Source organism: Nocardioides sp. HB32, from assembly GCF_054058995.1.
The window spans coordinates 287998-310971 of sequence record NZ_JBSSBS010000001.1; the positions used below are offsets into that span (position 1 = coordinate 287998).

General features: G+C 69.1%; 29 protein-coding genes and 1 pseudogene. 16 read left to right on the plus strand and 14 right to left on the minus strand.

Annotated features, from left to right (window positions below):
- Window positions 1–6 precede the first annotated feature (6 nt).
- The gene (gene araB / locus ACVW2K_RS01475) at window positions 7–1695 is read left to right on the plus strand and encodes a ribulokinase (RefSeq protein WP_457201269.1); all 1689 of its coding nucleotides are present in this window, start codon (window positions 7–9) and stop codon (window positions 1693–1695) included.
- A 186-nt stretch (window positions 1696–1881) separates the two neighbouring features.
- Here the strand turns inward: araB and ACVW2K_RS01480 are convergent, their stop codons facing one another.
- Both ACVW2K_RS01480 and ACVW2K_RS01485 read right to left on the minus strand, forming a co-directional pair.
- On the minus strand, window positions 1882–2256 hold the full coding sequence (locus ACVW2K_RS01480) for a nuclear transport factor 2 family protein (protein ID WP_457201270.1): 375 nt from the start codon (window positions 2254–2256) through the stop codon (window positions 1882–1884).
- 31 nt (window positions 2257–2287) lie between these two features.
- Entirely contained in the window at window positions 2288–2998 is a 711-nt protein-coding gene (locus tag ACVW2K_RS01485; protein ID WP_457201271.1) for an SDR family NAD(P)-dependent oxidoreductase, read from the minus strand.
- 61 nt (window positions 2999–3059) lie between these two features.
- Between ACVW2K_RS01485 and ACVW2K_RS01490 the strand changes: the two genes are divergently transcribed.
- Entirely contained in the window at window positions 3060–3674 is a 615-nt protein-coding gene (locus ACVW2K_RS01490; RefSeq protein WP_457201272.1) for a TetR/AcrR family transcriptional regulator, read from the plus strand.
- Window positions 3675–3705: 31 nt separating this feature from the next.
- Here ACVW2K_RS01490 and ACVW2K_RS01495 read toward each other — a convergent pair whose 3' ends face one another.
- The 4 genes from ACVW2K_RS01495 to ACVW2K_RS01510 form a co-directional block, all read right to left on the minus strand.
- The gene (locus tag ACVW2K_RS01495; RefSeq protein ID WP_457201273.1) at window positions 3706–4059 is read right to left on the minus strand and encodes a TraR/DksA family transcriptional regulator; all 354 of its coding nucleotides are present in this window, start codon (window positions 4057–4059) and stop codon (window positions 3706–3708) included.
- A 153-nt stretch (window positions 4060–4212) separates the two neighbouring features.
- The gene (locus tag ACVW2K_RS01500; RefSeq protein ID WP_457201274.1) at window positions 4213–5007 is read right to left on the minus strand and encodes an RNA polymerase sigma factor; all 795 of its coding nucleotides are present in this window, start codon (window positions 5005–5007) and stop codon (window positions 4213–4215) included.
- Between the two features lie 328 nt (window positions 5008–5335).
- Window positions 5336–6076 carry an FAD-binding oxidoreductase gene (locus ACVW2K_RS01505; RefSeq protein ID WP_457201275.1) on the minus strand — a complete coding sequence of 247 codons (741 nt, stop codon included), beginning with the start codon at window positions 6074–6076 and terminating at the stop codon, window positions 5336–5338.
- Window positions 6077–6243: 167 nt separating this feature from the next.
- The gene (locus ACVW2K_RS01510; protein ID WP_457201276.1) at window positions 6244–6849 is read right to left on the minus strand and encodes a molybdopterin-dependent oxidoreductase; all 606 of its coding nucleotides are present in this window, start codon (window positions 6847–6849) and stop codon (window positions 6244–6246) included.
- A 215-nt stretch (window positions 6850–7064) separates the two neighbouring features.
- Between ACVW2K_RS01510 and ACVW2K_RS01515 the strand changes: the two genes are divergently transcribed.
- Window positions 7065–7394, plus strand: a complete 330-nt coding sequence (locus ACVW2K_RS01515; RefSeq protein WP_028638732.1) for a DUF427 domain-containing protein — start codon at window positions 7065–7067, stop codon at window positions 7392–7394.
- A gap of 112 nt (window positions 7395–7506) precedes the next feature.
- Window positions 7507–8229 carry a DNA-3-methyladenine glycosylase family protein gene (locus tag ACVW2K_RS01520; RefSeq protein WP_457201277.1) on the plus strand — a complete coding sequence of 241 codons (723 nt, stop codon included), beginning with the start codon at window positions 7507–7509 and terminating at the stop codon, window positions 8227–8229.
- On the opposite strand, the gene ACVW2K_RS01525 is transcribed toward ACVW2K_RS01520, so the two are convergent.
- A complete protein-coding gene (locus ACVW2K_RS01525) occupies window positions 8210–8539 on the minus strand; it encodes a hypothetical protein (RefSeq protein ID WP_457201278.1) in 330 nt (109 codons plus the stop codon). The two genes, ACVW2K_RS01520 and ACVW2K_RS01525, sit on opposite strands and share 20 nt — an antisense overlap.
- Window positions 8540–8641: 102 nt before the next feature.
- Complete coding sequence (locus ACVW2K_RS01530) at window positions 8642–8980, minus strand: VOC family protein (RefSeq protein WP_457201279.1); 339 nt, start codon at window positions 8978–8980, stop codon at window positions 8642–8644.
- 242 nt (window positions 8981–9222) lie between these two features.
- Between ACVW2K_RS01530 and ACVW2K_RS01535 the strand changes: the two genes are divergently transcribed.
- The 3 genes from ACVW2K_RS01535 to ACVW2K_RS01545 all read left to right on the plus strand — a co-directional run bounded on the left by ACVW2K_RS01535 (window position 9223) and on the right by ACVW2K_RS01545 (window position 11131).
- On the plus strand, window positions 9223–9810 hold the full coding sequence (locus ACVW2K_RS01535) for a GNAT family N-acetyltransferase (protein WP_028638730.1): 588 nt from the start codon (window positions 9223–9225) through the stop codon (window positions 9808–9810).
- Between the two features lie 222 nt (window positions 9811–10032).
- Window positions 10033–10497, plus strand: a complete 465-nt coding sequence (locus tag ACVW2K_RS01540; protein WP_457201280.1) for a hypothetical protein — start codon at window positions 10033–10035, stop codon at window positions 10495–10497.
- A 10-nt stretch (window positions 10498–10507) separates the two neighbouring features.
- On the plus strand, window positions 10508–11131 hold the full coding sequence (locus ACVW2K_RS01545; protein ID WP_028638728.1) for a TetR/AcrR family transcriptional regulator: 624 nt from the start codon (window positions 10508–10510) through the stop codon (window positions 11129–11131).
- Window positions 11132–11213: 82 nt separating this feature from the next.
- Here the strand turns inward: ACVW2K_RS01545 and ACVW2K_RS01550 are convergent, their stop codons facing one another.
- Both ACVW2K_RS01550 and ACVW2K_RS01555 read right to left on the minus strand, forming a co-directional pair.
- On the minus strand, window positions 11214–11831 hold the full coding sequence (locus ACVW2K_RS01550; protein ID WP_028638727.1) for a GNAT family N-acetyltransferase: 618 nt from the start codon (window positions 11829–11831) through the stop codon (window positions 11214–11216).
- Window positions 11832–11834: 3 nt separating this feature from the next.
- Complete coding sequence (locus tag ACVW2K_RS01555) at window positions 11835–12185, minus strand: GNAT family N-acetyltransferase (RefSeq protein WP_051549462.1); 351 nt, start codon at window positions 12183–12185, stop codon at window positions 11835–11837.
- A gap of 181 nt (window positions 12186–12366) precedes the next feature.
- On the opposite strand from ACVW2K_RS01555, the gene ACVW2K_RS01560 reads away from it, so the two are divergent.
- Window positions 12367–12771, plus strand: coding sequence for a GNAT family N-acetyltransferase (locus ACVW2K_RS01560; RefSeq protein WP_457201281.1), 405 nt, complete (start codon window positions 12367–12369; stop codon window positions 12769–12771).
- Window positions 12772–12891: 120 nt separating this feature from the next.
- Here ACVW2K_RS01560 and ACVW2K_RS01565 read toward each other — a convergent pair whose 3' ends face one another.
- The 4 genes from ACVW2K_RS01565 to ACVW2K_RS01580 all read right to left on the minus strand — a co-directional run bounded on the left by ACVW2K_RS01565 (window position 12892) and on the right by ACVW2K_RS01580 (window position 16279).
- On the minus strand, window positions 12892–13530 hold the full coding sequence (locus ACVW2K_RS01565; RefSeq protein WP_457201282.1) for a sigma-70 family RNA polymerase sigma factor: 639 nt from the start codon (window positions 13528–13530) through the stop codon (window positions 12892–12894).
- A gap of 856 nt (window positions 13531–14386) precedes the next feature.
- Window positions 14387–14920, minus strand: a complete 534-nt coding sequence (msrA, locus tag ACVW2K_RS01570) for a peptide-methionine (S)-S-oxide reductase MsrA (RefSeq protein WP_036571347.1) — start codon at window positions 14918–14920, stop codon at window positions 14387–14389.
- A complete protein-coding gene (msrB, locus tag ACVW2K_RS01575) occupies window positions 14917–15414 on the minus strand; it encodes a peptide-methionine (R)-S-oxide reductase MsrB (protein WP_457201283.1) in 498 nt (165 codons plus the stop codon). Before msrB ends, msrA begins: the two co-directional genes overlap by 4 nt.
- A 97-nt stretch (window positions 15415–15511) precedes the next feature.
- Entirely contained in the window at window positions 15512–16279 is a 768-nt protein-coding gene (locus ACVW2K_RS01580; RefSeq protein WP_028638724.1) for an SDR family NAD(P)-dependent oxidoreductase, read from the minus strand.
- Between the two features lie 478 nt (window positions 16280–16757).
- Here ACVW2K_RS01580 and ACVW2K_RS01585 point away from each other — a divergent pair, with 478 nt between their 5' ends.
- The 8 genes and pseudogenes from ACVW2K_RS01585 (at window position 16758) to ACVW2K_RS01620 (ending at window position 22870) form a co-directional block, all read left to right on the plus strand.
- Window positions 16758–17081, plus strand: coding sequence for a hypothetical protein (locus ACVW2K_RS01585; protein ID WP_155992276.1), 324 nt, complete (start codon window positions 16758–16760; stop codon window positions 17079–17081).
- A 94-nt stretch (window positions 17082–17175) separates the two neighbouring features.
- Window positions 17176–17757: a uracil-DNA glycosylase family protein gene (locus tag ACVW2K_RS01590; RefSeq protein WP_457201284.1), complete on the plus strand. Its 582-nt coding sequence runs from the start codon at window positions 17176–17178 to the stop codon at window positions 17755–17757.
- A gap of 173 nt (window positions 17758–17930) precedes the next feature.
- Window positions 17931–18752 (plus strand): isocitrate lyase/PEP mutase family protein, encoded by an 822-nt coding sequence (locus ACVW2K_RS01595; RefSeq protein WP_457201285.1) that lies wholly within the window; start codon window positions 17931–17933, stop codon window positions 18750–18752.
- A gap of 67 nt (window positions 18753–18819) precedes the next feature.
- Window positions 18820–19467 carry a nitroreductase family protein gene (locus tag ACVW2K_RS01600; protein ID WP_028638720.1) on the plus strand — a complete coding sequence of 216 codons (648 nt, stop codon included), beginning with the start codon at window positions 18820–18822 and terminating at the stop codon, window positions 19465–19467.
- Between the two features lie 84 nt (window positions 19468–19551).
- A pseudogene (locus ACVW2K_RS01605) lies at window positions 19552–19935 on the plus strand (MFS transporter); the annotation flags it as partial.
- A gap of 163 nt (window positions 19936–20098) precedes the next feature.
- Window positions 20099–20866 (plus strand): hypothetical protein, encoded by a 768-nt coding sequence (locus ACVW2K_RS01610; RefSeq protein ID WP_457204103.1) that lies wholly within the window; start codon window positions 20099–20101, stop codon window positions 20864–20866.
- Between the two features lie 124 nt (window positions 20867–20990).
- A complete protein-coding gene (locus ACVW2K_RS01615) occupies window positions 20991–21908 on the plus strand; it encodes an NADP-dependent oxidoreductase (RefSeq protein ID WP_457201286.1) in 918 nt (305 codons plus the stop codon).
- An 83-nt stretch (window positions 21909–21991) separates the two neighbouring features.
- Window positions 21992–22870: a GNAT family N-acetyltransferase gene (locus tag ACVW2K_RS01620; RefSeq protein WP_457201287.1), complete on the plus strand. Its 879-nt coding sequence runs from the start codon at window positions 21992–21994 to the stop codon at window positions 22868–22870.
- The last annotated feature ends 104 nt before the right edge of the window (window positions 22871–22974 follow it).

Here is a 22974-nt window from a genome sequence, read left to right on the forward strand (position 1 = left end):
GGTCCCGTGAGCAGCGACCCGTGCACCATCGGCGTCGACTTCGGCACGCTGTCCGCCCGCGCGGTGGTGGTCCGGACCTCCGACGGCGCCGAGCTCGGCGCCGCGGTCCACGAGTACCAGCACGCAGTGATGGACGCCCGACTCACCGCGGGCCCGGCGGCGACAAGGCGTCACGTCGCCCTGCCACCTGACTGGGCCCTGCAGGTCCCGCAGGACTACGTCGACGTGCTCCGCACCGCGGTGCCGGCGGCCGTCCGCGCCGCCGGCGTCGAACCCCGGGACGTCGTGGGAGTCGGCACCGACTTCACGGCCTGCACGGTCCTCCCGGTCCTGGCCGACGGGACCCCGCTCTGCGAGCTCCCCGAGTACGCCGACCGCCCGCACGCCTACGCGAAGCTCTGGAAGCACCACGCCGCCCAGCCGCACGCCGACCGGATCAACGAGCTCGCGCACCAGAGGTCCGAGCCCTGGATCAGCCGGTACGGCGGCCTGGTCTCGAGCGAGGGCGAGTTCGCGAAGGGCCTGCAGCTGCTCCAGGAGGACCCGGAGCTGTACGACCGCGCCGAGCTGTTCGTCGAGGCGGCGGACTGGATCGTCTGGCAGCTGACCGGGCGCTACGTGCGCAGTGCCTGCGCGGCGGGCTACAAGGGCCTGTTCCAGGACGGCCGCTACCCCGACGCCGACTTCCTCGCGGCGCTCGACCCCCGCTTCGCCCGGTTCGCGGAGCAGAAGCTCGCCGGCCGGATCGGACGGCTCGGCGACGCGGCCGGTGGCCTCAGCCCCGAGGCGGCCGCCTGGACCGGCCTCCCGGCGGGCATCGCCGTCGCGGTCGGCAACGTCGACGCCCACGTCACCGCGCCGGCCGCGCAGGCGACCGAGGCCGGCCAGCTGGTCGCGATCATGGGCACCTCGACCTGCCAGCTGGTCAGCGACACCCGCCTGGTCGAGGTGCCCGGCATGTGTGGCGTGGTCGACGGCGGCATCGTCGACGGGCTGTTCGGCTACGAGGCCGGCCAGTCAGGCGTCGGCGACATCTTCGCCTGGTACGTCGAGAACCAGGTCCCGGGACGGTACGCCGAGGAGGCGGCCGCCCTGGGCCTCTCGGTGCACGAGCACCTGACCGAGCTCGGCTACCGGGAGCCGACCGGCGCGCACGGGCTGGTGGCGCTCGACTGGCACTCGGGCAACCGGTCGGTCCTGGTCGACCACGGCCTCTCGGGTGTCGTCGTCGGCCAGACCCTCGCGACCCGGCCGGAGCAGGGCTACCGCGCGCTGCTCGAGGCGACCGCGTTCGGGACCCGGGTGGTCGTCGAGACGTTCGCAGCCGCGAGTTTGCCGGTGACCGAGGTCGTCGCCGCGGGCGGGCTGGTGCGGAACACCCGGCTGATGCAGACCTACGCCGACGTCCTCGGCCTCCCGATCTCGACGATCGGCAGCGACCAGGGTGCGGCCCTCGGGTCCGCCATCCACGCGGCCGTCGCGGCGGGCGTCCACCCGGACGTCCGCGCCGCCGCCGCCGCGATGGGCTCACGCGGACCTGTCGTCTACACGCCGGACGAGCACGACGCGGCGACGTACGACCTCCTCTACGCGGAGTACCTCCAGCTGCACGACTGGTTCGGCCGGGGCGGCAACGACGTGATGGCACGGCTGCGCGCCCTGCGGCGGCGCGCGCTCGGTCCGGCGACGCCGTGAGCGCCCACGTCACCCCGCTGCACGGCGACCTGGTCCGCCACGGACTCGGGGAAGGGATCGACCCGCACCGGCGGTGGGACCGCCGGTGCGGGTTCGCTGGAGCCGAGGACCCCGGCCTCGAGCTTCCGGAGGATGTCAGGGACTGGTGTTGCTCGTCATGATCGTCCCCTCGTGGCGACGTCAGCCTCAGCCAAGCCTGGACACGTGGTAGTGACTCAGGGCCCAACCGGTCCGGCCCCGCTGGGCGACCACGGTCAGGTAGACCGGGACGTCACCTTCTGGCCGGGCGAACATGACTCGCGCGTAGGCCACCAAGGCTCCCGGTGCTGGCTCGCGCACCGAGAGGAGCTCGTAGTCGGCAGCAAGCCCGACGGGCTGCTTGGCGTAGTAGCCGGCGATGTACTCGCGGCCTGAGCCCGGCTCGGGATCGAAGCCCTGGAACAGGGCGTCCTCGGTGAAGAGCGACGCGACGTCGGCCGGGCGTCGCTCAGCGATGCCGGCGGCCCAGGCGTCCAGGAGGGTCCGCACTTCGTTCTCGGCGTTCGGGATCTCGCTGATCATGTCCGTCTCCTTTCGTTGACGAGGCGGTGGCTCAGTGGCCAGCGCTCTGGCCACCGTCGACGTGCAGGAACTCACCGGTGACGAACGGCGACTGCTCGAGGTAGATGACGCCACGCACGACGTCGGCGACCTCACCCAGCGACCCGACGGGCTGGAGGGCGGCGAGGAACTCGTGGGTCTCTGGCGCGTGCATCGGGGTCCTGATGATGCCGGGAGACACGGCGTTCACGCGGATGCCACGTCCGGCGTACTCGATGGCCAGTGACTTCGTCGCGGCAGCGATTCCGCCCTTGCTCAGCGAGGCCAGGGCCGAGGGCACCGACGAGGACGCGTTCTCCAGCAGCGTGGTGGTCACGCTGACGACGTGCCCGCCCTGGTCCTGCTTCAGCAGCTGCTCGATGACGGCCTGCGAGATGTGGAAGAAGCCGTCGACGTTGGTCCGCTTGACGGCGTCGTAGTCCTCCGGCGTGTACTCGGTGAACGGCTTGGCGACGAAGATGCCGGCATTGTTGATCAACGTGTCGACCCTGCCGAAGCGCTCGACGGCGACGTCGACGATGCGACGGGCGACGGCGGGATCCCCGATGTCACCCGCAACGGTCTCGAGCCTGTCGGTCGAGGCGTCGGGGATGGAGCGGGAGTTCGCGACCACGGCGTAGCCGAGGTCCTGATAGGCCGCGGTGAGCGCGGCTCCGATTCCTTGAGAAGCGCCGGTGATCACGGCGACCTTGTGAGTGTTCATGCCGACCTAACAGAGACGGTCGGTCAACTATTCCAGTAGATGACCGGTCTACAATTCAGGCATGGGACGCACCTCGGATGCCCGCGAGCGGCTGGTCGCCGCCGCGACGGAACTGTTCAGCGAGCGCGCCTACAGCTCGGTGGGTGTGGCGGAGATCGCCGCCCGAGCCGGGGTGCAGAAGGGCTCGTTCTACCACTTCTTCCCCTCGAAGGAAGCGCTGGCGCTGGCGGTGATCGACGAGCACTGGGCCGGGCAGCGCCACGAGTGGACGACCCTCCTCGAGGGGGAGGGGACCGCGCTGGAACGACTGCACGCCATCTTCGACGCCACCTCCCGGCGACAATCGGCCGCTCTCCAGGGCACGGGCTCGGTGACCGGCTGCCTCTTCGGGAACCTCGCCATCGAAGTGAGCTCGACGAACGCATCGATGCAGAAACGACTCCAGGAGATCTTCGAGGAGCAGGTCGCGCTGATCGGCGCGCAGCTGCAGTCGGCCGTCGACACCGGCGAGCTGACCGTCGACGACGTCCCGACCGCGGCGAGGTCGATCGTGGCCCAGCTCGAGGGCCTGGTCCTGTTCGCGAAGGTCTTCAACGACCCCGGCCAGCTCGATGCACTGTGGGCCAACAGCCTGCGCCTGATCGGCGTCCCCGATCCGGCCGCGGTGTCCAGCTAGGCCGGTCACCGCTGGAACGGGGCGGCGCGGGTCAGCGGTCGCGGCGGTGGCGCCTGGCCGCCTCAGCGACGGTGAGCTCGGCTGCGGGGTCGATCGCGAGCCGGTCGTCGCGAATGGCACGTCCGCTCTCCACCGACTTCCCGTAGGTCCCGTCCTCGATCCTCTTCTCGGCCCGCGCGATCGCATCCAGCCGTTCATGAAGGCTCTGCTCGATCGCGCTGTCGATGGCTTCGTGCTCGAGCGGTTGTGCGGCATCGACGTCGCCGTCGCCCGCGGCGCGCTCGGCAGCGCTGTCGTCGAGCTTGGCTTCGGAGGTGGTGGCCAGGAGACGACGGAGCCTCTGTCGCTCCGCTTCGAGTAGCTGCTTGGCCAGGTCGAGGTCCATGGATGCTCCTGTGACGTGTTCGGTGGTACCGACACCGACGGGTGTCGTAGCGGGACGCGCTGCGACGTGCGAACGGTGCAGCGAAGGTGAGGTGTGCGGAAAGCGGCGACGGGACGCGAATGACGTCGAGCGGCCACCACGGCGGTCGACGTTTCAGCCGGCGGCGAGGTAGCTGCTGATCCGTCGGCGAACCTGATCTCGCGACTCGAGCAAGTCCCGCTGGAGGTCGCCGATGCTCCGCCCCAGCAGGCTGCTCGCCGTCTCCAGCGAGTGACCCTCGATGTCGACAAGGTAGACGGCGTCCGCGGCCGCACCGGTCAGTTCGTCGAGTGCCGCGTCCAGGACCGAGTAGAGCTCCGCCGTCTCCGCCTCCGCCTCGGGGCCCAGGATGTTCGTCACCGAGGGCCACGCGCTCGGTGGTGCGCTCCACTCGCCCTGGTCCGGCCCGTCGCCGTACAGGTCCGGCAGGTACAGCTCGGCGCGGTCACCATCGGGGTCGAGGACATCGAGGTCGGCGAGTGCGCGCCAGTCCTCGTGGCTTCCCGGGTCGGGATGCTCCGTCTCGGCCAGGTCTGCCGCGTTGTGGGGGTGATGCCGCACGAGATCCGCGGCCCAGGCCTGGTCGCGCGCGTCGTCGGCTCGAACGTGCTCGCGAGCGCGGCGGAGCAGGAAGGAGACGAGCTGACCGCGATCACGCGCCGTTGACGGCTGATCCGTCAGCAGGTGGTCCCAGGCGCCCTGCACCAGTTCATCCGCGTGGGAAGGGTCGATCGCCCGCGCCAGCGACATCAGACAGGACTGTGTTCGCGCCAGCTCAGCATCAGAGCCGGGGTCTTCTCCCCGATCGCCGACTCCCTCATGACCATCGTTCGCGTGCCCACGCAGCGCTACCAGCGCAACCGTCTTCGCGACCTGGTCGATGTAGTTCGTGCAGGCGTCGCAGCTCACCAGGTGCTCGCCGATCTCGGCGGCACCTCGGAGCGGTAGCGACCCGTCGAGAGCCGAGCCGCCGTACCGGGCGACGTCGTCGCACCGCACCGCCTGCCGCTCCTGCGTCGTCTTCTCCACGCTGGTCAAAGTCTGGAACCTCCCGTCACCGTCGCGTCTTTCGCACGGTCCTCCATGCCGGTCGGCACCCTGGCCGATCGACTCACGTCTTTCGTGTCGTGGTCGTCGTGAGTTCTTTCCGACCAAGGCCGGACCATCCACATCGCCTCGGCTCGAGCGCGTGGGGATCGCCCTCGGTCCCACTGCGTTCCGCGACAGCGGCTCCACCTCACGCTCCTGTCGGTCCGAAGCGCTCGGTTCTGATCATCTCCGGGGCATGGCCGCGCTCCTGCAAAAGCTGTGCGGCGTTCTCGACGAACCCGGTGGGCCCGCAGACGTAGACCCGCGTCCGACTGGCGCCGGGGTGGGTGCCGTTCGAGCCGGCACCGGCCACGGCGTCGACGGCGTCGCTCGCGTCCACGGGGCCGGGGAGGTCAGCAAGAGTGAGCCGTCCCGGGGCGCGGACGTCGTCGACCAGGCCGGCACGGGTGTACAGCCGGTCGATGGCGATGCCGGGATGGAGCTGCGCCATCGTGGCGAGCTCGTTGGAGTAGATGACGTGGTCGGGGGTGCGGGTGACGTAGACGAGGTGGAACGGTGTCGTGACACCGGACTCGACTCGTCGACGCAGCATCGCCATCAGCGGCACGATCCCGGAACCCCCGCCGATCAGCAGCACGGGCCCGGACAGATCGGCGTGCCAGCGGAACCACCCGCCGATCGGACCGCGCAGCTGGAGCTCGTCACCGGTCTGCATGGTCTCGACGAGGTACGGCGACACCTCGCCGTTCTGGACCGTCTGCACGGTCAGCTCGACCCACCCGGGCGACGATGCCGACGCCAGCGAGTAGCTGCGCTGCGCGCTGTAGCCGTCCGCCGACGTCAGCTTCAGGTCCACGTGCTGGCCCGGGTCGTGGCCGTCCCAGTCGGGAACGGAGAAGAGCAGCGTCTTCGCCGACCGGGTCTCCATCCAGCTGCCCCGCAGCTCGCCGGTCAGCCACCTGAGGGGACCTGGCTCCCGAGCCTCGGGAGCAGCTCCGGTGCCGTCATCGCCGGCACGCGCCGTCGGTTGCACCGGAGGCGTCGAGCCGCCGGACCCTTCGACCTCCCGACCGAGATCTCGACCTGCGTGCTGCATCAGTCGCCCACGTATCGCTGCTCGCGCCACGGGTCCCCGTAGGCGTGGTAGCCGAAGTTCTCCCAGAAGCCGAGCTGGTCCTCCTGACGCAGCTCGAGGCGGTTGACCCACTTCGCCGACTTCCACAGGTACAGGTGCGGTACGAGCAGCCGCGCCGGACCACCGTGCGCGGCGGCGAGCGGTTCGCCATCGAACTCGAAGGCGATCCATGCCTGCCCGCCCAACAGGTCCTGGAGTGGGAGGTTGGTCGTGTAGCCGCCATGGGAGTGAGCCATCACGTGCTCGACGCCCTCCAGGTCGGCGCCCACCGCCTCCAGGACATGGGCGATCGGCACCCCCCGCCACCGGGTGCCGAGCTTGCTCCACTTGGTGACGCAGTGGAGGTCGACGGTGAACTCCTCGACGGGAAGCGCCATCAGATCCGGCCATGACAGTGACTGACTCGTGCCGTCCAGGGACGTGACGTCCAGCGCCCAGTCACCGGTGCTGATCAGTGGCGTCGGGCCGGCAGTGAGAACGGGGAAGTCGTCAGTTCGGTACTGACCGGGCGGGACCCTGGGATCCACCTCCCGATGACCTCCGAAGCCTCTACTGACCACCGTCATGGGTCGACCCCTCCCTCTTCGTGCGGCTGGTTGTGTCAGGAGGTGAGTAGGTCGCCGAGGCCCAGGTCTTACCTCTCGGCGCCGTCCGGGATCGACGACCGCGCGCCGCTCGCGAGGTCGCCCAGGCGTAAGACGGCGCCCCTGAGCGGTCACGAACGGAACCAACCCATGACGGCGTCACTGATCTGGCCGGCGCCCGAGACCAGGAGGTTCGCGTGCAGGCATGGATCGGTGACACCGTCGTGGCCGAGGCCGACGAAGAGCAGTTGGTCCGGATCGAGGGAAACCTCTACTTCCCACCGACAGCGGTCAGGTGGGATCTCGTCGACGACAGCGCGACGCCGTACACGTGTCCATGGAAGGGCGCTGCGCAGTACTGGAACGTCACCACGCCCGCCGGCACTCACGCCGACGCGGCCTGGAGCTACCCGTCGCCCCTGCCGACGGCGATCGACCACGTCGGCATCGACTTCGGTGGCTACGTCGCGTTCGATCCGGTCCAGGTCGTGCTGCTCGAGTCGCGGGCCGACATGGGACTGCTCTGATCACGTGATCAGCCCCCGTCACCCCGGCGAGGAGGTCGCCGGTTCGCACGGTCTGACCGACCATGACGTCCCGCACCCGTCTGAGGTCTCGGAAGTCCCGGAAGCGCCGGCCGTGCGCAGGACCGTCGACACCGAGGGTGCCGGGCTGACCGTCCGGGAGGCGCACGACGGACCCGCACGCTCGATGCAACGACGCCGTGCGTGGCTGCACCTCGCTCGAGAGGACGCGGTCCTCGCGCGGTTGGCGGCGTCGTACCCGGAGACCGACCCCTTCGAGTGGGGCGACCACGGCCCACGTGGCCACGACCTCTTCCGCACCCTGGCCTTCCTCATCGTCGGCCAGGCCGTGACGCCGAGCGTCGCGGCTGAGCAGTACGACGTCCTCAACGGGCTCGTCGGTGGTGAGCTCACGCCCGGCAGCATCGCGGGCGTCGGTGTCGCCGACGTGGAGCGGGCCGGCGTCGCGAGATTCAAGGCGGTGGCGATCGGTGCACTGGCTCAGGCGGTGAACAGCGACCGGGTGAGCCTCGAGGCGCTCGACGAGCTCCCCGACGAGCAGATCTGTCAGGTGTTGACGCTCCTGCCCGGTGTCGGGCGCTGGGCGGTCGAGCTGTTCCTGATCCGCGGGTACCACCGCCCCGACGTCTTCCCCGCATCCGATCCCGTCCTCAGACACGCGATCCGACGCCAGTGGGCCATGGCGTCCCTGCCGACGCCGGGGGCGGCCGACGCACTGGCGGCGGGCTGGCGGCCGCACCGGTCGTTCGCGGCCGCGTTGCTGTGGGCTACCCACAGCCACCAGGAAGGCTGGATCCTCACCGATAGCGGCCCGTGAAGCGGTCACCACGACCGCGCTCGATGAACGTCAGTCCGGTGATCGCGCCACCTTCGACGACCCAGGTGAGCTCATAGACCGCCCTGTAGGCCGGCGGCCAGAACGACTCGAACTGTCCGTCAGCCAGGACGCGCCACTCACCCGGGCTCGGGCGTCCCCGCTCGGTGTAGGTGGTCCCACCGTCAGCGGTGAAGACCTGGGTCGCGCCGTCGTCGAAGACCAGGGTGCCAGCGGTCAGGGCATCGACCATGTGCGTCGCGGCAACGGGTTCGCCGTCGTCGACATCGAGTCCTTCGAAGAGATCGGGCACGAGTGCCTCCTTCATAGAGGTCGTGGCCCCGCGGCCTGGGCCCCGGCTGCCACTGCGAGCAATGGGTGTTTCGATGCGCCGTGAGAAGTCGCGACCTCTCGGCTACTCGGCGACCAGATCGAACTCGTTGCCTTCGATGTCGCGGAAGGTGACGGATTCCGTCGAGTGCCAACGGTTGCGGCGAACCTCGGTTGCGCCGAGCCCGCGCAATCGGTCGGCCTCGGCCTCGAGGTCGTCTGTGCTGAGGTCGAGGTGGATCCGGTTCGCGCGTTCTCCGGGAGCCTCCCCTCGTCGGAAGAAGAGCGGTACGTCGGCGATGACGGCTGCTGAACCCGAGGTCGCCGTTGCGGCGACGCTGCTGCCCAGCGCCTCGGCCCAGAAGTCAGCGACCTTGTGCGGGTCGACGCAGCTGAACGTGACTGCCGCGATGTTGACCATCATTCCTCTCACCCCTCCGTACGCGTCGACCCCATGAGTCGTGGCTGGACGCTTCGTTCTGCAGGACAACGCGCACGGGGACGTTCCTCGCGCGCGGCACCAGTTGGTGACCAATGCGCCGCAGGTCTTTCGTCTGCTTGGCTGCCGCGTCAACCACCTTCGCCGACGAGTTGGACGAGTTCGTCCAGTCCGGCGTAACGTCGGTCCACGACGGCCCACCGCCTTCGTGACCTCGAGGAGCAGCGATGACTCACGACGTGACGATCGTCGGCACCACCATCCGTACCCCGCGGCTGCGCCTGCGCGCGTGGAGCGTTGATGACGCCAGCGACGCCCTCGAGATCTACGGGAGCCCCGAGGTGTCGCGGTGGCTTGCTCCGGCGGTTCCTGAGGTCGGTGACGTACGCCAGATGCGTGCGTTGCTCGACGACTGGATCGTCTCTCCACCCGGGCCTCCGGGTCGCCCTGTGGGACGGTGGGCGATCCAGGAGCTCGACACCGGACGCGTCGCGGGATCGTGCCAGCTCGTTCCACTCCCACCCGAAGGCGACGACCTCGAGCTCGGCTACCAGCTCGCACCGTGGGCCTGGGGGCGTGGGTACGGCACCGAGGCCGGGCACGCCCTGGCGCACTATGCGTTCACCAACGGGGAGGAGGAGCTCTTCGCCGTGGTGCGGCCGCGGAACACACGTGGCGAACGCGTCGCCCGACGCATCGGCATGGAGTGGACCGGCGAGACCGAGAAGTACTACGGCTTGCGTCTCCAGGTCTTCCGCCTCCGCAAGGCCGACCTCGACAACTCCTCGCTCGCCCCCGGTCCCGTCGAACGCTGAACGCGTCCCGAGCCGCCGCGGATCCCGCACCGGTCGTCGGAGACGCGGGTGCGGACCACGAGCCGCCGTGAACTCACGACATTGGATCCTGAAGTCCATGGAGCGGCGCATCGTCGTCTGGTTTGACGCTTGGATGACCCGGCCACCGGGCACCAGATGGACTAGTTAGTCCAACCGCGTGGCAAGATGCGGCCTGCTGTCACGATGGCCGGAAAGGGATGGATGACGACGTACTTCGCAGAGGTCCTGGCGATCGAGGGCGCTGCTCTCGCGCAGGTCAGGGATCGTGCCGGCATGACGTGCTGGCGCCGTCGGGTCGCGCGGGAGCTGTTGAGGCCGGAGACCTCGTACGCGTTCGCCCTGCGGGGGGCGATCGATGGCGACGCCGGGCGCGAGTTCCTGGTCGCGTGGCGTGAGCTGCTCGCCGCGGCGGTCGACCGCGTGCTTCGATCCGGGGACTCACCGGAGGCCGGTTCCGTCGCCGCGCAGGGTCAGGCTGGCGGAGCCGATGCCGAACGGCTCGCTGTGCTGATCCTCGCCGCATTGCACGGAGGCGGCACCTTGAGCCGCGTTGCAGAGGATCCCGCACCCCTCGACGCAGCTCTCGACATCGCCCTGGCGCCGTTGACGGCAGGTTCGCGGGGCGACGAGGCAGGCCCGCCGGCGTACGACCAGGCAGTAACATGAGCAGATGACAATGACTGACTCGCACAGCGGCCGACGCCTCACGGCGCGCGGTGCGAAGACGCGAGCCAGGATCGTCGCCGCTGCTGCCGAGCTCATGTACGTCAAGGGCGTGGCTGCCACCACCATCGACGACGTGCTGGCCGCGAGCGGGTCGAGCAAGTCGCAGCTCTATCACCACTTCGACAGCAAGGAAGCGCTGGTACGCGCGGTCGTCGACCACGTCGGTCAGAACACCCTGGACCGCGAGCGTGAGTCTCTGGGCCATGTCTCGACCCTCCGCGGCCTGCGCCGGTGGCGGGACGCGCTGGTGCAGAGCAATGCCCTCCGACATGGCGCCTACGGGTGCGCGCTCGGCACGCTGGCCTCGGAGGTCTCCGACCACGATGACCTCGCCCGGAGAGCTCTGTCCCAGCTCTTCTCCGAGTGGCAGGGGCTCCTCGCTGACGTGCTGCGCCGGCTCCAGGACGACGGGGTCCTCAAGCCCGACGTCTCCGTCGACCAGCTCGCGACCGGGCTCATCGGCGCCCTTCAGGGCGGATACATGCTGGCCCAGGCTGAGCGCGACGTCGCTCCCATGGCGACGTCGGTCGACATGGCGCTCGCCCACATCGAGAGTCTTTCGACCTCCCGCTAGGCCCCCCGGTGCGCCCGGAGTCCCCGCCACCCGGCGCCCGCCAGCTCGCACGGCGGGACGGGAACCGGTCGACGAGCCCCGTTCACCAGTCGCCCAGACCCTCCGGGTCGTAGGAACTGTCGAGGGAGATACCAGGGCGGATCCTGTGGAGGTCGTCGCGGACCATCCGGAGGACCTCGAGACGGGTGCCGGCATGAGTCCAACCCAGGTCGTCCACCGCCGTCATCCCCAGTCGTCGACCGACGGCGAGCACCGCCGCACTCCCTGCCGGCGCAGCGACGTAGACGGCGCTGGCGTCACCGGAGATGAAGGCGTGATGGGCCAGTGCGTGCCCGATCTGTCCGGCGACCCCATGACCGCGAGCCTCGGGCCTCAGGTGCCAGCCCATCACGAGCTCCGGGACCCTGGAGCTGAACGGCAGCAGCGTTGCTCCGCCGAGAAGACTGCCGTCCTCGGTCGCCTCGACAGCCCACAGGCCCTGCGGCACCGGACGTCGGGACGACTGCAGGTCCCACTGCGTCAGCAGCTCGCGCATCTCAGGGAGGCCGACCACCGGCTTGGGCCATCCGATCGCCGCGGCCGTCTCACGATCGCCGTAGATCTCGAGCGCTTCCACCGCATCCTCAGCCGCCCAGCTCCGCAGCACCAGCGTGGCCGTCACGATGCGTTCCGGCTCGATCGTCACATGCAGGTCGTCCATGCGTCAGCGCCCGCGGTTCGTGTCGAGAGCCGTGCGCGTCGCGAGGAAAGCAGACCGGCTGATCTCGACGAAGTCCTCGTACTCAGGGTGCTCCTGGACGTAGTCGGCGACGAACCCGCAGTAGACCCCAGCCCGTGACTGGCTGTCGCGGAGGTCCTCGAGGGCGAATCGGGCCAGCGACGACGCGATCCCATGATTGCGCTGCTCCGGATCCACGTAGGAGTGCGTGAGTGCGATCCGGCCGCCGACCTGCTCGTAGGCGAGGGTGCCGACGACCTGTCCGGCGATCAGTGCCTCGTAGAGGCGAGCAGTGACGTTCTTGCGTACTTCGACGGATGCGGCTGGTGACTCCATGGTCTCTTCCCGTCTGGTTCGGTGTCGGTCGCCTGTCTCGCGCAACCTCGAGTGGCAAAACCGGACCGTTCAGTCCACGCCAAGAGAGAGCGGGCTTGGAAGCGCCAGGCCACCGAGGACATACTTGGACCCCATAGTCCCACATCCCCCAAGAAGAGTCACGACGTACAGGAGGTCGAACATGCCCATGGACGAGGACCGGCGAGATCTCGCCGCTGAAGAGTCGGCCGCCCCGAGGCGCGTGGCCGAGCACCTGGTCGACAACGCCGAAAAAGGTCGGTTCGAGCTCTACCGTGGCGAGAGCCTCGCCGGTTGGCTCTACTACACGCACCTCAGCCCGAACCGGTACGCACTTCGGCACACCGAGGTCGATGCCGCCCACCGGGGGAGAGGGGTCGCGGGCGCGATGGTGACCCAGGTGCTCGAGGAGGTCAGGTCGCGAGCCGGGACGGTCACCGCGATCTGTCCGTTCGTCGTGGACTTCTTGTCCAAGACGTCCGCCTACACCGACCTCGTCGACCCACGCCACCCCGGTTACGCCGACCGCGCCACCGCCGAGGCCGCGCTGAGAGAGGCCCGGGACTGAACGCCGGCGCAGGCACGATCCCTGTTCGTCCACGGCGTACGGCAGGAAGGTGGCGGCGGCCCTCCAGCCCTGCCGCGCGGGCTGCGGTGCCGGTCGCGCTGGAGCCGGCGTCCGTGGCGATCAGGCCGAGCGGGCCACCGAGGCGTCGACGAGGTAGCCGCCGGCCACCAGCGCCGCACGGAGCTTCTTGCGGGCGTCGAAGAGCACCTTGTACAGCGCGTTGTGCGTCGACCCGAGCTCATCGGCCAGGACGTCGGTCGGCACTCCGTTCAGGACGGTGGCAACGAAGACCAGGCGCTGGCGCTCGGAGAGACTCTCCTCGACCGCGGCCGACACGGCTGCGACGAACTCGCGGACCTGCGCTTCGTCCTCCGGCCCGAGATCGAACCGTGACGCGATCCTCGACCAGTCCTCCTCCGCATAGGAGACCTCATGGCGCCGCCAGTGATGACGGTTCATCTTGGTGGCGACGTCGAAGATCACGAACTTGGTCGCCCACGTGGTGAATCGCGCCTCTCCCCGGAACCTGTCGAGGCGTGCAGTGACAGCCATCAGCGCGTCCGCGGCTGCCTGGTGAGCGATGTCCTCGAGCTCCGGACCGTCCAGGCGGAGGATCGGCGCCCGGCGTCGCGCCTCTGACTTCGCGACGCGGAGGAGCAGCGTGTACAGGTCGCTGCAGGCTGCCTCTCTGGCGGATCCCTCACTGCCGAGGTCGCGCACCCACCGGCGGTTCTCGCCAGCGATCACCGCGTCGTCCACTGCAACCTCTTTCATGAGAGACCCGAGGCGGCATCGCGCCGATCGGGTACCTGTCCAACGTCTCGTCTCTGCACAGTAGTTCGGACTATCCAGTCCAAACAAGGCTGACCGTCGACCGCGATGGGAACTTTACCTTGGACTGTCTGGTCCGCAGAACGCTCTGCCTGCCCCACGTTCGAGCGGCCCGGCCGCACGAGTGCCGCGCGGTCGGTCGTGTGGTGCGTCAGGACGCGACCGCGCCGTGGTGCGGTCCGTCGATCGTCCTGAGCGCCGAGGTCATGGCACATCCGGGGTCGTCGGTGAGGACCCGCCGGTGATGGCGATGAGCAGGCCCTCGAGGTCCTCCGCGCACGGTCCGCATGCCAGGAGGTGCGCACGGATACCCGGGAACCGTTCTGCTGGGTCAGAGCCGGCCGCCACGAGCTCGGCATACACGTCCAGCATCTCCATCGTCGTGTCGCACCCCGCGTCTCGGGGGTCCGTGTGCAGGAAGGCCTCGAGCCGGTCCCAGTGATCGCTGTGCTGCTCGTTCGCATCGTTCTGCGCACTGTTCGCCACACGTCCACCTTCGTCGGTCTTGGTCTCGTCTGCGTACTCGGTTGCCTGGCCCGCAATCTCGGCTCCGATTGAATGCGGGCGCCTGAGAGCGTATCGCCGGCAGTGGGTCGGCCGTCGTCCAGCGGACCTCTGCGGCCTGCGCGCTAGGAGCACGTCACAGCCTGCGTCTCGACCGTCTTGGACTCACTGGCGGTACGCCGCCCGAACCAGCCAGGTTCTACCGTACGCAAGGTCGTGGACGCGACCATCGGTCTCGAACAGCAACCATGCGAGTGTCATTCGCCCGGACCCATGGGTCTCAGGTTCCGGCCGGGTGCTGTTCGGCCAGGTGCCAGTACGGCCGGACGTAGTGGCATGTGTAACCGTTCGGGTTCTTCACCAGGTAGTCCTGGTGCTCCGGCTCCGCCTCCCAGAACGGACCGGCGGGGGTCACTTCGGTCACCACCTTGCCCGGCCACCGACCGCTCTCGTCGATCTCCCTGATCACCGCATGGGCGACATCGCGTTGCGACTCGCTGTTGTAGAAGATCGCGGATCGGTAGCTGGTCCCGACGTCATTGCCCTGCCGGTCGACGGTGGTCGGGTCGTGAACCTGGAAGAAGAGCTCGAGCAGGTCTCGGAAACTGACCTCATCCGGGTCGAAGGTGATCTCGACGGCCTCGGCGTGACCGGGGTGATTCCGGTAGCTCGGGTACTCGTTCGTGCCACCCGTGTACCCGACCCGCGTCGCGAGAACCCCTTCCCTCTTGCGCAGCAGGTCCTCCATGCCCCAGAAGCATCCGCCGGCAAGGGTGGCCGTCTCGGCGTCCTTGTCCAACCCGTAGGTGATCATCGGCCCTCACCCTCCGTCGTGGTGATCTCCGCAGCAGCGGGTACGCCGGCGCCGTCGAACAGGTGCAGGTACTGGCCGTACCCTCTCGCCTCGAGATCGGCAACGGCGATGAACCTCAGCGCGGCCGAGTTGATGCAGTAACGCATGCCCCCTTGGTCCGCGGGACCGTCCGCGAACAGGTGACCGAGGTGGCTGTTCCCGTGCGCCGAGCGAACCTCGATCCGGTCCATTCCGAGGGTGTCGTCGACGAGCTCCACGACGTTGTCGAGCTCCAGTGGGACGGTGAAGCTCGGCCATCCGGTACGGCTGCCGTACTTGTTGACCGAGGCGAACAGGGGCTCCCCGGAGACGACGTCGACGTAGATACCGGCCTCATCCGAGTTCCAGAACTCGTTCTGGAAGGGAGGCTCGGTCGCGTCCTCCTGGGTCACCGCGTACTGGCGCGGCGTCAGCTGCCTGACGGCTTCTGGGGTTCGCTCGTACCTGGTTGCCACAGCGGTTCCTCCTGGTTGTGCCGTGAGCTCGTGGCCGGGCACCAGCCCGAGTGGTGCCCGGCCAGCTATGACGGGGTGGTTGGACGGAGCTTCTCGTCTAGCTCCGACCCGCCATCACGCCCCCGTCGACGTTGAGGATCGCCCCAGTGACCCAGCTGGCGTCCTCGGACAGCAGATAGGTGACTGCCGAGGCGATGTCCTGAGGCGTCCCCACCCGGCCGAGAGGGTGAAAGCTGTCGAAGGTGGCGAGGGTGGCCTCGAGCTGGTCCTGCGGGATGAAACCTTCGTAGAGCGGCGTCGCCACGACGGCGGGGGCGACGGCGTTGACGCGGATCTTGTGCTCTGCCAGCTCCATGGCGAGGTTGTGGGTGAGCGCGTGGAGGGCGGCCTTGCCCATCGAATACCCGGTTGCCGGAGTGGCGGCGATCGCCTGGTGCGCCCACATCGACCCGATGTTCACGACGGCCCCGCCGCCGGCGGCGATCATTCCCCGGGTGACGGTCTGAGTGAGGAAGAACGCCGAACGGGCGAGCTCGAGGTATGAGTCGTATTCAGGCTCGCCGTACTCGAGGAAGGGCTTCGGGATGAAGAACCCCGCGGAGTTCACCAGCAGGGTCGCGTCGGCGTGGTCGGTGGCGAGGATCTCCTGCACGCGCCTGACCTCGTCGCGGTCGGCGAGGTCGGCGGTGATGCCCCATGCCTTCCCCTTCTGCGAGATCGTCTCGACGGTCTCGTCGACCCGGCTCGGGTTGCGGCCCACGATCACGGCGGTGCCGCCGCCGGCGACCACATCGATCGCGGTCTGGCGTCCCATCCCGCTGCTACCGCCGACCGCGATCAGTTTCCGGCCTTCGAATGCACCCATGCTGTCCACTTCCTTCCGACGCGGTCCGTGACCGCAGATGTTCGATGGTTGACCCAGGGGCGGACGTCCACTGGGCGTGACGTGCCCGCCTCCCGAGATCGTGAGGTCATGCGTAGGTAGGTGACCTCGGGTGGGGCGGTCTTACCTGGGGCGCCGGCCCTCCGGTCCGGCTCTGCCGCCGGCTCTCGTACGGCGGCTGATCGACCCGCCGGACGCTCCGCGCGTAAGACGACCACCTCACGCAGCGACATACCCACAGGACCGGGTGCTCCCGAGGTCGTGGACACGGGCGATGGACACCAGGGCGACGAGCGAGATCGAAGGGGGACACCGTGCGCAGCGTGATCCCGGCTTGCGAGGCGGAGCCTCGACACCTGCCCGATCGAGGTCGCCGTGGGGCTGCCACCGCGCTCCAGGGCGCGTCCTCGGCGGTCGAACCACGGACGAGTGGCGCGGGCGGCCGGGAAGCAGTCGCCACATGAGGATCCGTTACGCCGCCATGGCCGTCAGCGGCCCGAGCGACCCGTCGAGGACTCTCAAGCGCGCGGACGAGCACCCGCCGTTCTGCTGGACCTTCGCGGACGCGAAAGCAGCCGTGGTGGTCCGGGCCGAGATGCTCCGCCTCCATCTCGCGTCCTCGGGGTCGCGCTATCGGATGCGCTCGATGTCCGCCGACCACCGTTACGAGGTCTCGTTCGAGTACGGGCCCGGGTCCGGCACCGGAGGTCGACCCTTCAAGGTGACCTTTCGGGTCTGCACCTTCGTCGACGACGGAGAGCGTCGCGGCGACCTCGGCCACTGACTCCACCGCTGGTCGTCCTCCTGGTCGAGGGCGACGCGAGCCGCGAGGGCGACGCGCCCCTGCCGCACAATGGACCTACCACTCGAGGAGCGCCATGACGTCGTCTGAGCTCGACCGCATCCGGGCGGCGATCATCGCCGACCCGGACAACGCTTGGGCGGCGGCGGTGGCCTACCGGCCGATCTATGTCGCCGATGCGTCGGCGCGCGTCCTGGTTGTCGGACAGGCTCCGGGCAGGAAGGCCCCGGAGTCCGGCGTGCCGTGGAACGACGCCAGCGGATCCCGGCTCATCGACTGGCTCGGAGTGGACGAGGACACCTTCCGCGACCCCTCACGATTCGCCCTGCTGCCGATGGACTTCTACTACCCCGGCAAGGGGCTCCACGGGGACCTCCCACCGCGCCCGGGATTCGCCGCACGGTGGCACCCGCAACTGATCGGCGCGATGCCACGCATCCAGCTGACCCTGCTCATCGGCAGCTACGCGCAGCGGCACTACCTGGGGACTCGGGAGTCACTGACCGCGACTGTCCGTCGCTACGCCGACTTCCTGCCCGGCACCATCCCGCTGGTCCATCCCTCTCCCCTGAACTTTCGATGGCTGGCCAAGAATCCCTGGTACGAGACCGAGGTCATCCCCGAGCTGCGCGAGAGCGTGCGGGCCGCACTCGCCTGACCCGGACGCTGCGCCTGCAACGGCGCTGAGCTCTGACCGCGTCCAGGACCTCGGTACGGCGACTCGGGCGCCAACCCGGCCGACGTCCCGGCGTAAAGGCAGCCCTCCCCCGCGACACCAACACTCCGTCCCTCATTCCTGACCGCCGCTACCAGCCCAGCGAGAGGTGCCCGATGCCCAATTCCGAGTCCTACGAGAGGTTCCTGGCCCTGCATGCCCGCGAAGGTGGCTTCGTCATGCCCAACGCCTGGGACGGCCTCTCTGCACTGATGCTCGCCGATGCCGGCTTCGAAGCCCTGGGGACCTCGTCGGTCGCACTGGCCGCGACGCTCGGCCGGGTCGACGGACGCCGCTGCATCAGCCGCGAGGAGCACCTCGCCCACGCGCGCCTGCTCGCTCAGCTCACCGGCCTGCCGGTCAACGGAGACTTCGAGGACGGGTACGGCGAAGCGCCGGAGGACGTCGCCGTGACCGTTGAACAGGCTGTCGACCATGGTCTGGCCGGCATCGGCATCGAGGACACCACGGGCAATCCCGAGCAGCCGATCCGCACCTTCGACGACGCCGTCAACCGGGTCCGGAGTGCCGTGGCCGCAGGCAAGGGGCGCATCGTCATCACCGGTCGCACGGACAACTTCATCCAAGGACGACCGGACCTCGACGACACCATCCGTCGCCTGACCGCCTTCGCCGAGGCCGGAGCTGACGTGCTGTTCGCCCCCTTCCCACCTGACCGCGATGCACTCGTGGCGATCATCACCGCGGTAGCGCCGAAGCCCGTCAACGTCCTCATCTCGCCGGCGGACGAGGTGCTCACCGTGTCAGAGCTGCAGGGGCTCGGCGCCAGGCGCATCAGCGTGGGCCCCACGCTCTACACCCACGCGATGGGCGCGCTCGAAGAGGCAGTAGTGGCGCTCACGGACGGCGACCTCGCGTCCGCAACGACCGGACTCGGCTTCGGCCGCGCAACGCAGCTGCTCAGCCGCGAAAGGTAGCCGCCGCCCGGCGACACCAACCGGATCGAACTCACGCTCATCGAAGACAAGCAGAAAGCCAGCCCACATGGACCTCGACAAGCTCATGGCCAAGCACCTCACCAGGTACTTCGACCCCACCAAGACGATCCCCCAGGAGACCCTCCAGCAGCTGCTGAAGTTCCTCCGCTCGGCGCCGACCTCGACCAACATCCAGCCGAACCACTTCTACGTGCTCGCCACCGACGACGGCAAGGAGCGCCTGGCGGCCAACCTCGGCGAACGGTTCCAGGACAACGCGGAGAAGATCCTGAACTCCTCGCACACGATCATCGTCACCACCCGGGCCGACCTCCCCGAGAGCCACCTCGCGGCGGTCTTCGACAAGGAAAGGGCCGACGGCCGCTTCCCCGACCCGGCCAAGCAGGACCTGTGGGAGTCGATGACACGCGACTTCCTGAGCCTGCGCAACTACGGCTACAAGGACGTCACCCACTGGATGGAGAAGCAGACCTACATGGTGGTGGGTCTGACCATGATGGCCGCCGCCGAGCTCGGCGTCGACGCCACGCCGCTCGAGGGGTTCGACCCGACGAGTGTCGACAAGGCCTTCAAGATCCGCGAGACGGGCCACTCGACGACCGTGCTCCTGGCGCTGGGCTACCCCGCCCCTGAGAAGCGGTACTCGAACCCGATCTCGCGCTTCGACGAGGACCAGCTGTTCACGTTCGCCTGAGACGCGTCATGACCCGTGACAGCGGCATCTGACCACGAGCCCGCCGACAGCGATCCCATGGGGAGCGAGGAAGGGAAGGAACCGATGAAGCACGTCACGGTCCGGGACGGCCACGTCGGCACGACAGGCAACCTGCCGGCCGCCGCGGCCATCCCGAGCACGCCGGCCACCCCTGGCCCGAGGGCACCGTCGGGGACGTCGAAGCGGTCGAGCAGGTCATGGCGCTGCTCGGCGTTCGTGCCGGCGGTGGTCTCGCTCGTCGTGGCGTTCGCGACCGTGGGATCGACCATCCCCCTGTTCAACATCTACAGAGCGGAGGACGGGTTCACCAACGGCGACATCTCGATGACCGTCGTCGCCTACTCGGCAGCCACGCTGATCACGCTGCTGGTCTTCGGCAGGCTGTCCCACCACGTGGGCCGACGGCCCGTGGCGATCGCCAGCCTTCTCCTGCTGGTGGCGGGCTCGCTGGTGCTCCTCGAGGTGCACCACATCGGCGTCCTGATCACCGGCCGGCTCCTCATGGGCAATCGGCGCCGGCCTGGCCAGCAGCAGCCTCACCTCCTACATCGTCGACGCCGCACCGGCCGAGCCCGCTTGGCTGGCGTCGGTCGCGTCGAGCCAGACAGTCATGCTCGGTCTCGCTGTCGGTGCGGTCGTCTCGGGAGGCCTGGTCGAGTTCGCACCCTGGCCGCGGGACCTGATCTTCCTGGTCGAGATCGCCGTCCTCCTCGTGGCCGTCGCGCTGATCGCGGTCAGCCGCGAGACTGCACCGCGGACCCCAGGAGCCTGGAGGTCCTTGCGGCCGCAGGTCGCTGCCGCCTCGCACGTCCGACAGCTGCTGCCGGTCGCCGCCGCTGTCCTCCTGGCCACGTGGGCCATGGGTGCGTTCTACCAAGCGTTCGTGCCTGCACTGGTCGAGGGCGAGCTCCACAGCCAGAGCTCCCTCGTCCTGGGCCTGGTCTTCGCCGCCTACATGGCGTCCAGTGCGCTCGGTGCCCCGCTCAGCGGCGCGGTCGACACCGCCTCGGGTCAACGACTCGGCATGGCCGCGTTCCTCCTCGGCGTCGCCGGGCTGATCGCAGCCATCACGGTTGACGAGCTGCCGCTGTTCATCGCCGCGACCGTGCTGGCTGGCGCCGGCCAAGGGATCGCGATCAGCTCCACCACCCGCGGCCTGCTCCAGGGCAGCACGATTCCCCAGCGGGCCCCACTCTTCAGTGTCGTCTACCTGCTCTCCTACGGCGGAGCAACCGTCCCGGTCCTCATCGCCGGCCACCTGGCCAGCACTCTCCCGCTCCCCCAGATCGCCCTCGGGTACGGCGTACTCGCCCTGGTTGCGACGCTGACCACCCTCGTCGCCGCACGCAATCCACACGGCCCACGCCGGGCGAACTGAGCGCGACCCCGTCCCAAAACCAGCCCAACGCTCGGGCGGACTCACGGCCGTTCGCTCGGCGCACACTGAAGACACAGTCCGGTGCGACCCATCGAGGCCGGCCATCAAGAAGAGGAGACAGCACATGAAGGCGATCGTCGTGACGGACCAGTCCGCAGGGACGGCCGGAATGGAGTTGGTGGACCGGCCCGAGCCGGGACCCGCAATCAATGACGTCGTCGTTCAGGTCCACGCGGCCGGCTTCGTCTCGACCGAGGTCGACTGGCCCTCGACCTGGACGGATCGCGCCGGCCACGACAAGGCACCGGCGATCCTCGGCCACGAGATGGCCGGCGTCGTCACTGCGCTCGGCTACGGCACGACCGGGCTGTCCGTGGGACAGCGGGTGCTGGGCATCGCCGACTGGCACCGCGACGGCACGCTGGCGGAGTACGTCGCCGTCGAGTCACGCAACCTGGCCGCGCTGCCGGGCGACGTCGACTTCACGACCGGTGCCTCCCTGCCCATCTCGGGCCTCACCGCCTGGCAGGGCCTGTTCCAGCACGGTCGCCTCCAGGCCGGGCAGACCGTGCTCGCTCACGGCGCGGCGGGCGCAGTCGGCACCATGGTGACCCAGCTCGCCCGCGAGGCCGGTGCCTTCGTGATCGGGACCGGTCGAGGCGCCGACCGCGAGAAGGCACTCGACTACGGGGCACACGAGTTCGTCGACCTCGAGGACGATGGCCTCGCCGAGGTGGGCAACGTCGACCTGGTCTTCGACGTCATCGGCGGCGACGTCCAGAAGGCCTCGGCTGCCCTGATCAAGACCGGCGGGACGCTCGTCAGCGTCGTCGGCCCGGTGGAGCACCGGCCCGCTGACGGTCTCTCGGTCGATTTCGTCGTCGAGGCCGACCGTCTCCAGCTCACCGAGATCGTCCAGCGTGTGCAGCAGGGGCGTCTCCGGACCAACATCGGAGACATCGCGTCCCTCGACGACGCCGTCGCCACGTTGACCGCCACGGAGCGCCGCAAGGGGAAGACGGTCATCAACGTGCGTCCGTGACTCCAGGGCACCCGCATGCCCGGTGAGGAAGGCGTCGTACAGGGACGGCCGCCAGCACAAGTCGAAGACGGAGGATCGCGATCATGTCCGAGCAGAACGCCACGCCGAGGCGGCACACCGTGACCACCACACACGCCGGTTGGGGTGCCGGGCACCCGCGCATCCTCGCTACCAGCGACCACGAGCGGTACGTCCACGAGATCAGGTGCGACCTCATCCACATCGGATCGGCAGCTGACTCAGACCTCGAGCTCTCCGCCACCGATGCGCTGCACGCCAGGGTCCTTCACGAGGCGACTGACGAATACGTCCTGACGATGCTCGGCGACGGGGCGACCAGCAGTGGTCGACACGAGGTCCTCCGGACCGGGTCGCACTTCACGGCCGGCCCGTGGCAGCTCATCTTCCTCCGGGACGAGTACGCCGACCACGGGCGGCCGTACGGCGGGCGTGTGGGTGGCGAGGCTGGTCACCAGCGACCCCAGGAGCCGCGACCGGACTACTCCCGCGAGCACCCCGCCTCTTCGCTCGCACGTTGCGCCGTCAAGCACTCGGACCAGCGCGACGGACCGGGGCAGACCCCAGACCTGGGCCGGTCCGTTCTCCACGATGCGACGACAGACAGCTCCGACGCCTCGCCGCTCACCGTTGACGTGCTCAACGACGAGACGGCCGGGATCTACGAAGCCATCGTCGACGGCGCCACGATCGGCGGGATCCCCTACAACCTCGTCGGGGCTGACCGGATCGCACTGCTCGCCGTCTCGGTGCTGCCGGACTTCCGGGGCCTCGGCGTCTCGATGGAGCTGATCCGCCGAGCTCTCGACGATGTGAGGGCACAAGGAAGGACCGTCATCAACTACTGCCCCGTCGTACACACGTTCATCGAGAACAATCCGGGCTACGCCGACCTCATCGACTCCGACCATCACCGTCGCGTCGCAGGTCGCGCCCGGCCCTAGGGGGCCTGGTCCCCGCGAACCGGGTCGAGTTGACGCAGGTCGGACGTCGCGTTGGAGCCGCCGGCCGGAATCGAGTCGTCGACCCCTTCTTCCGGCTCGGTCGG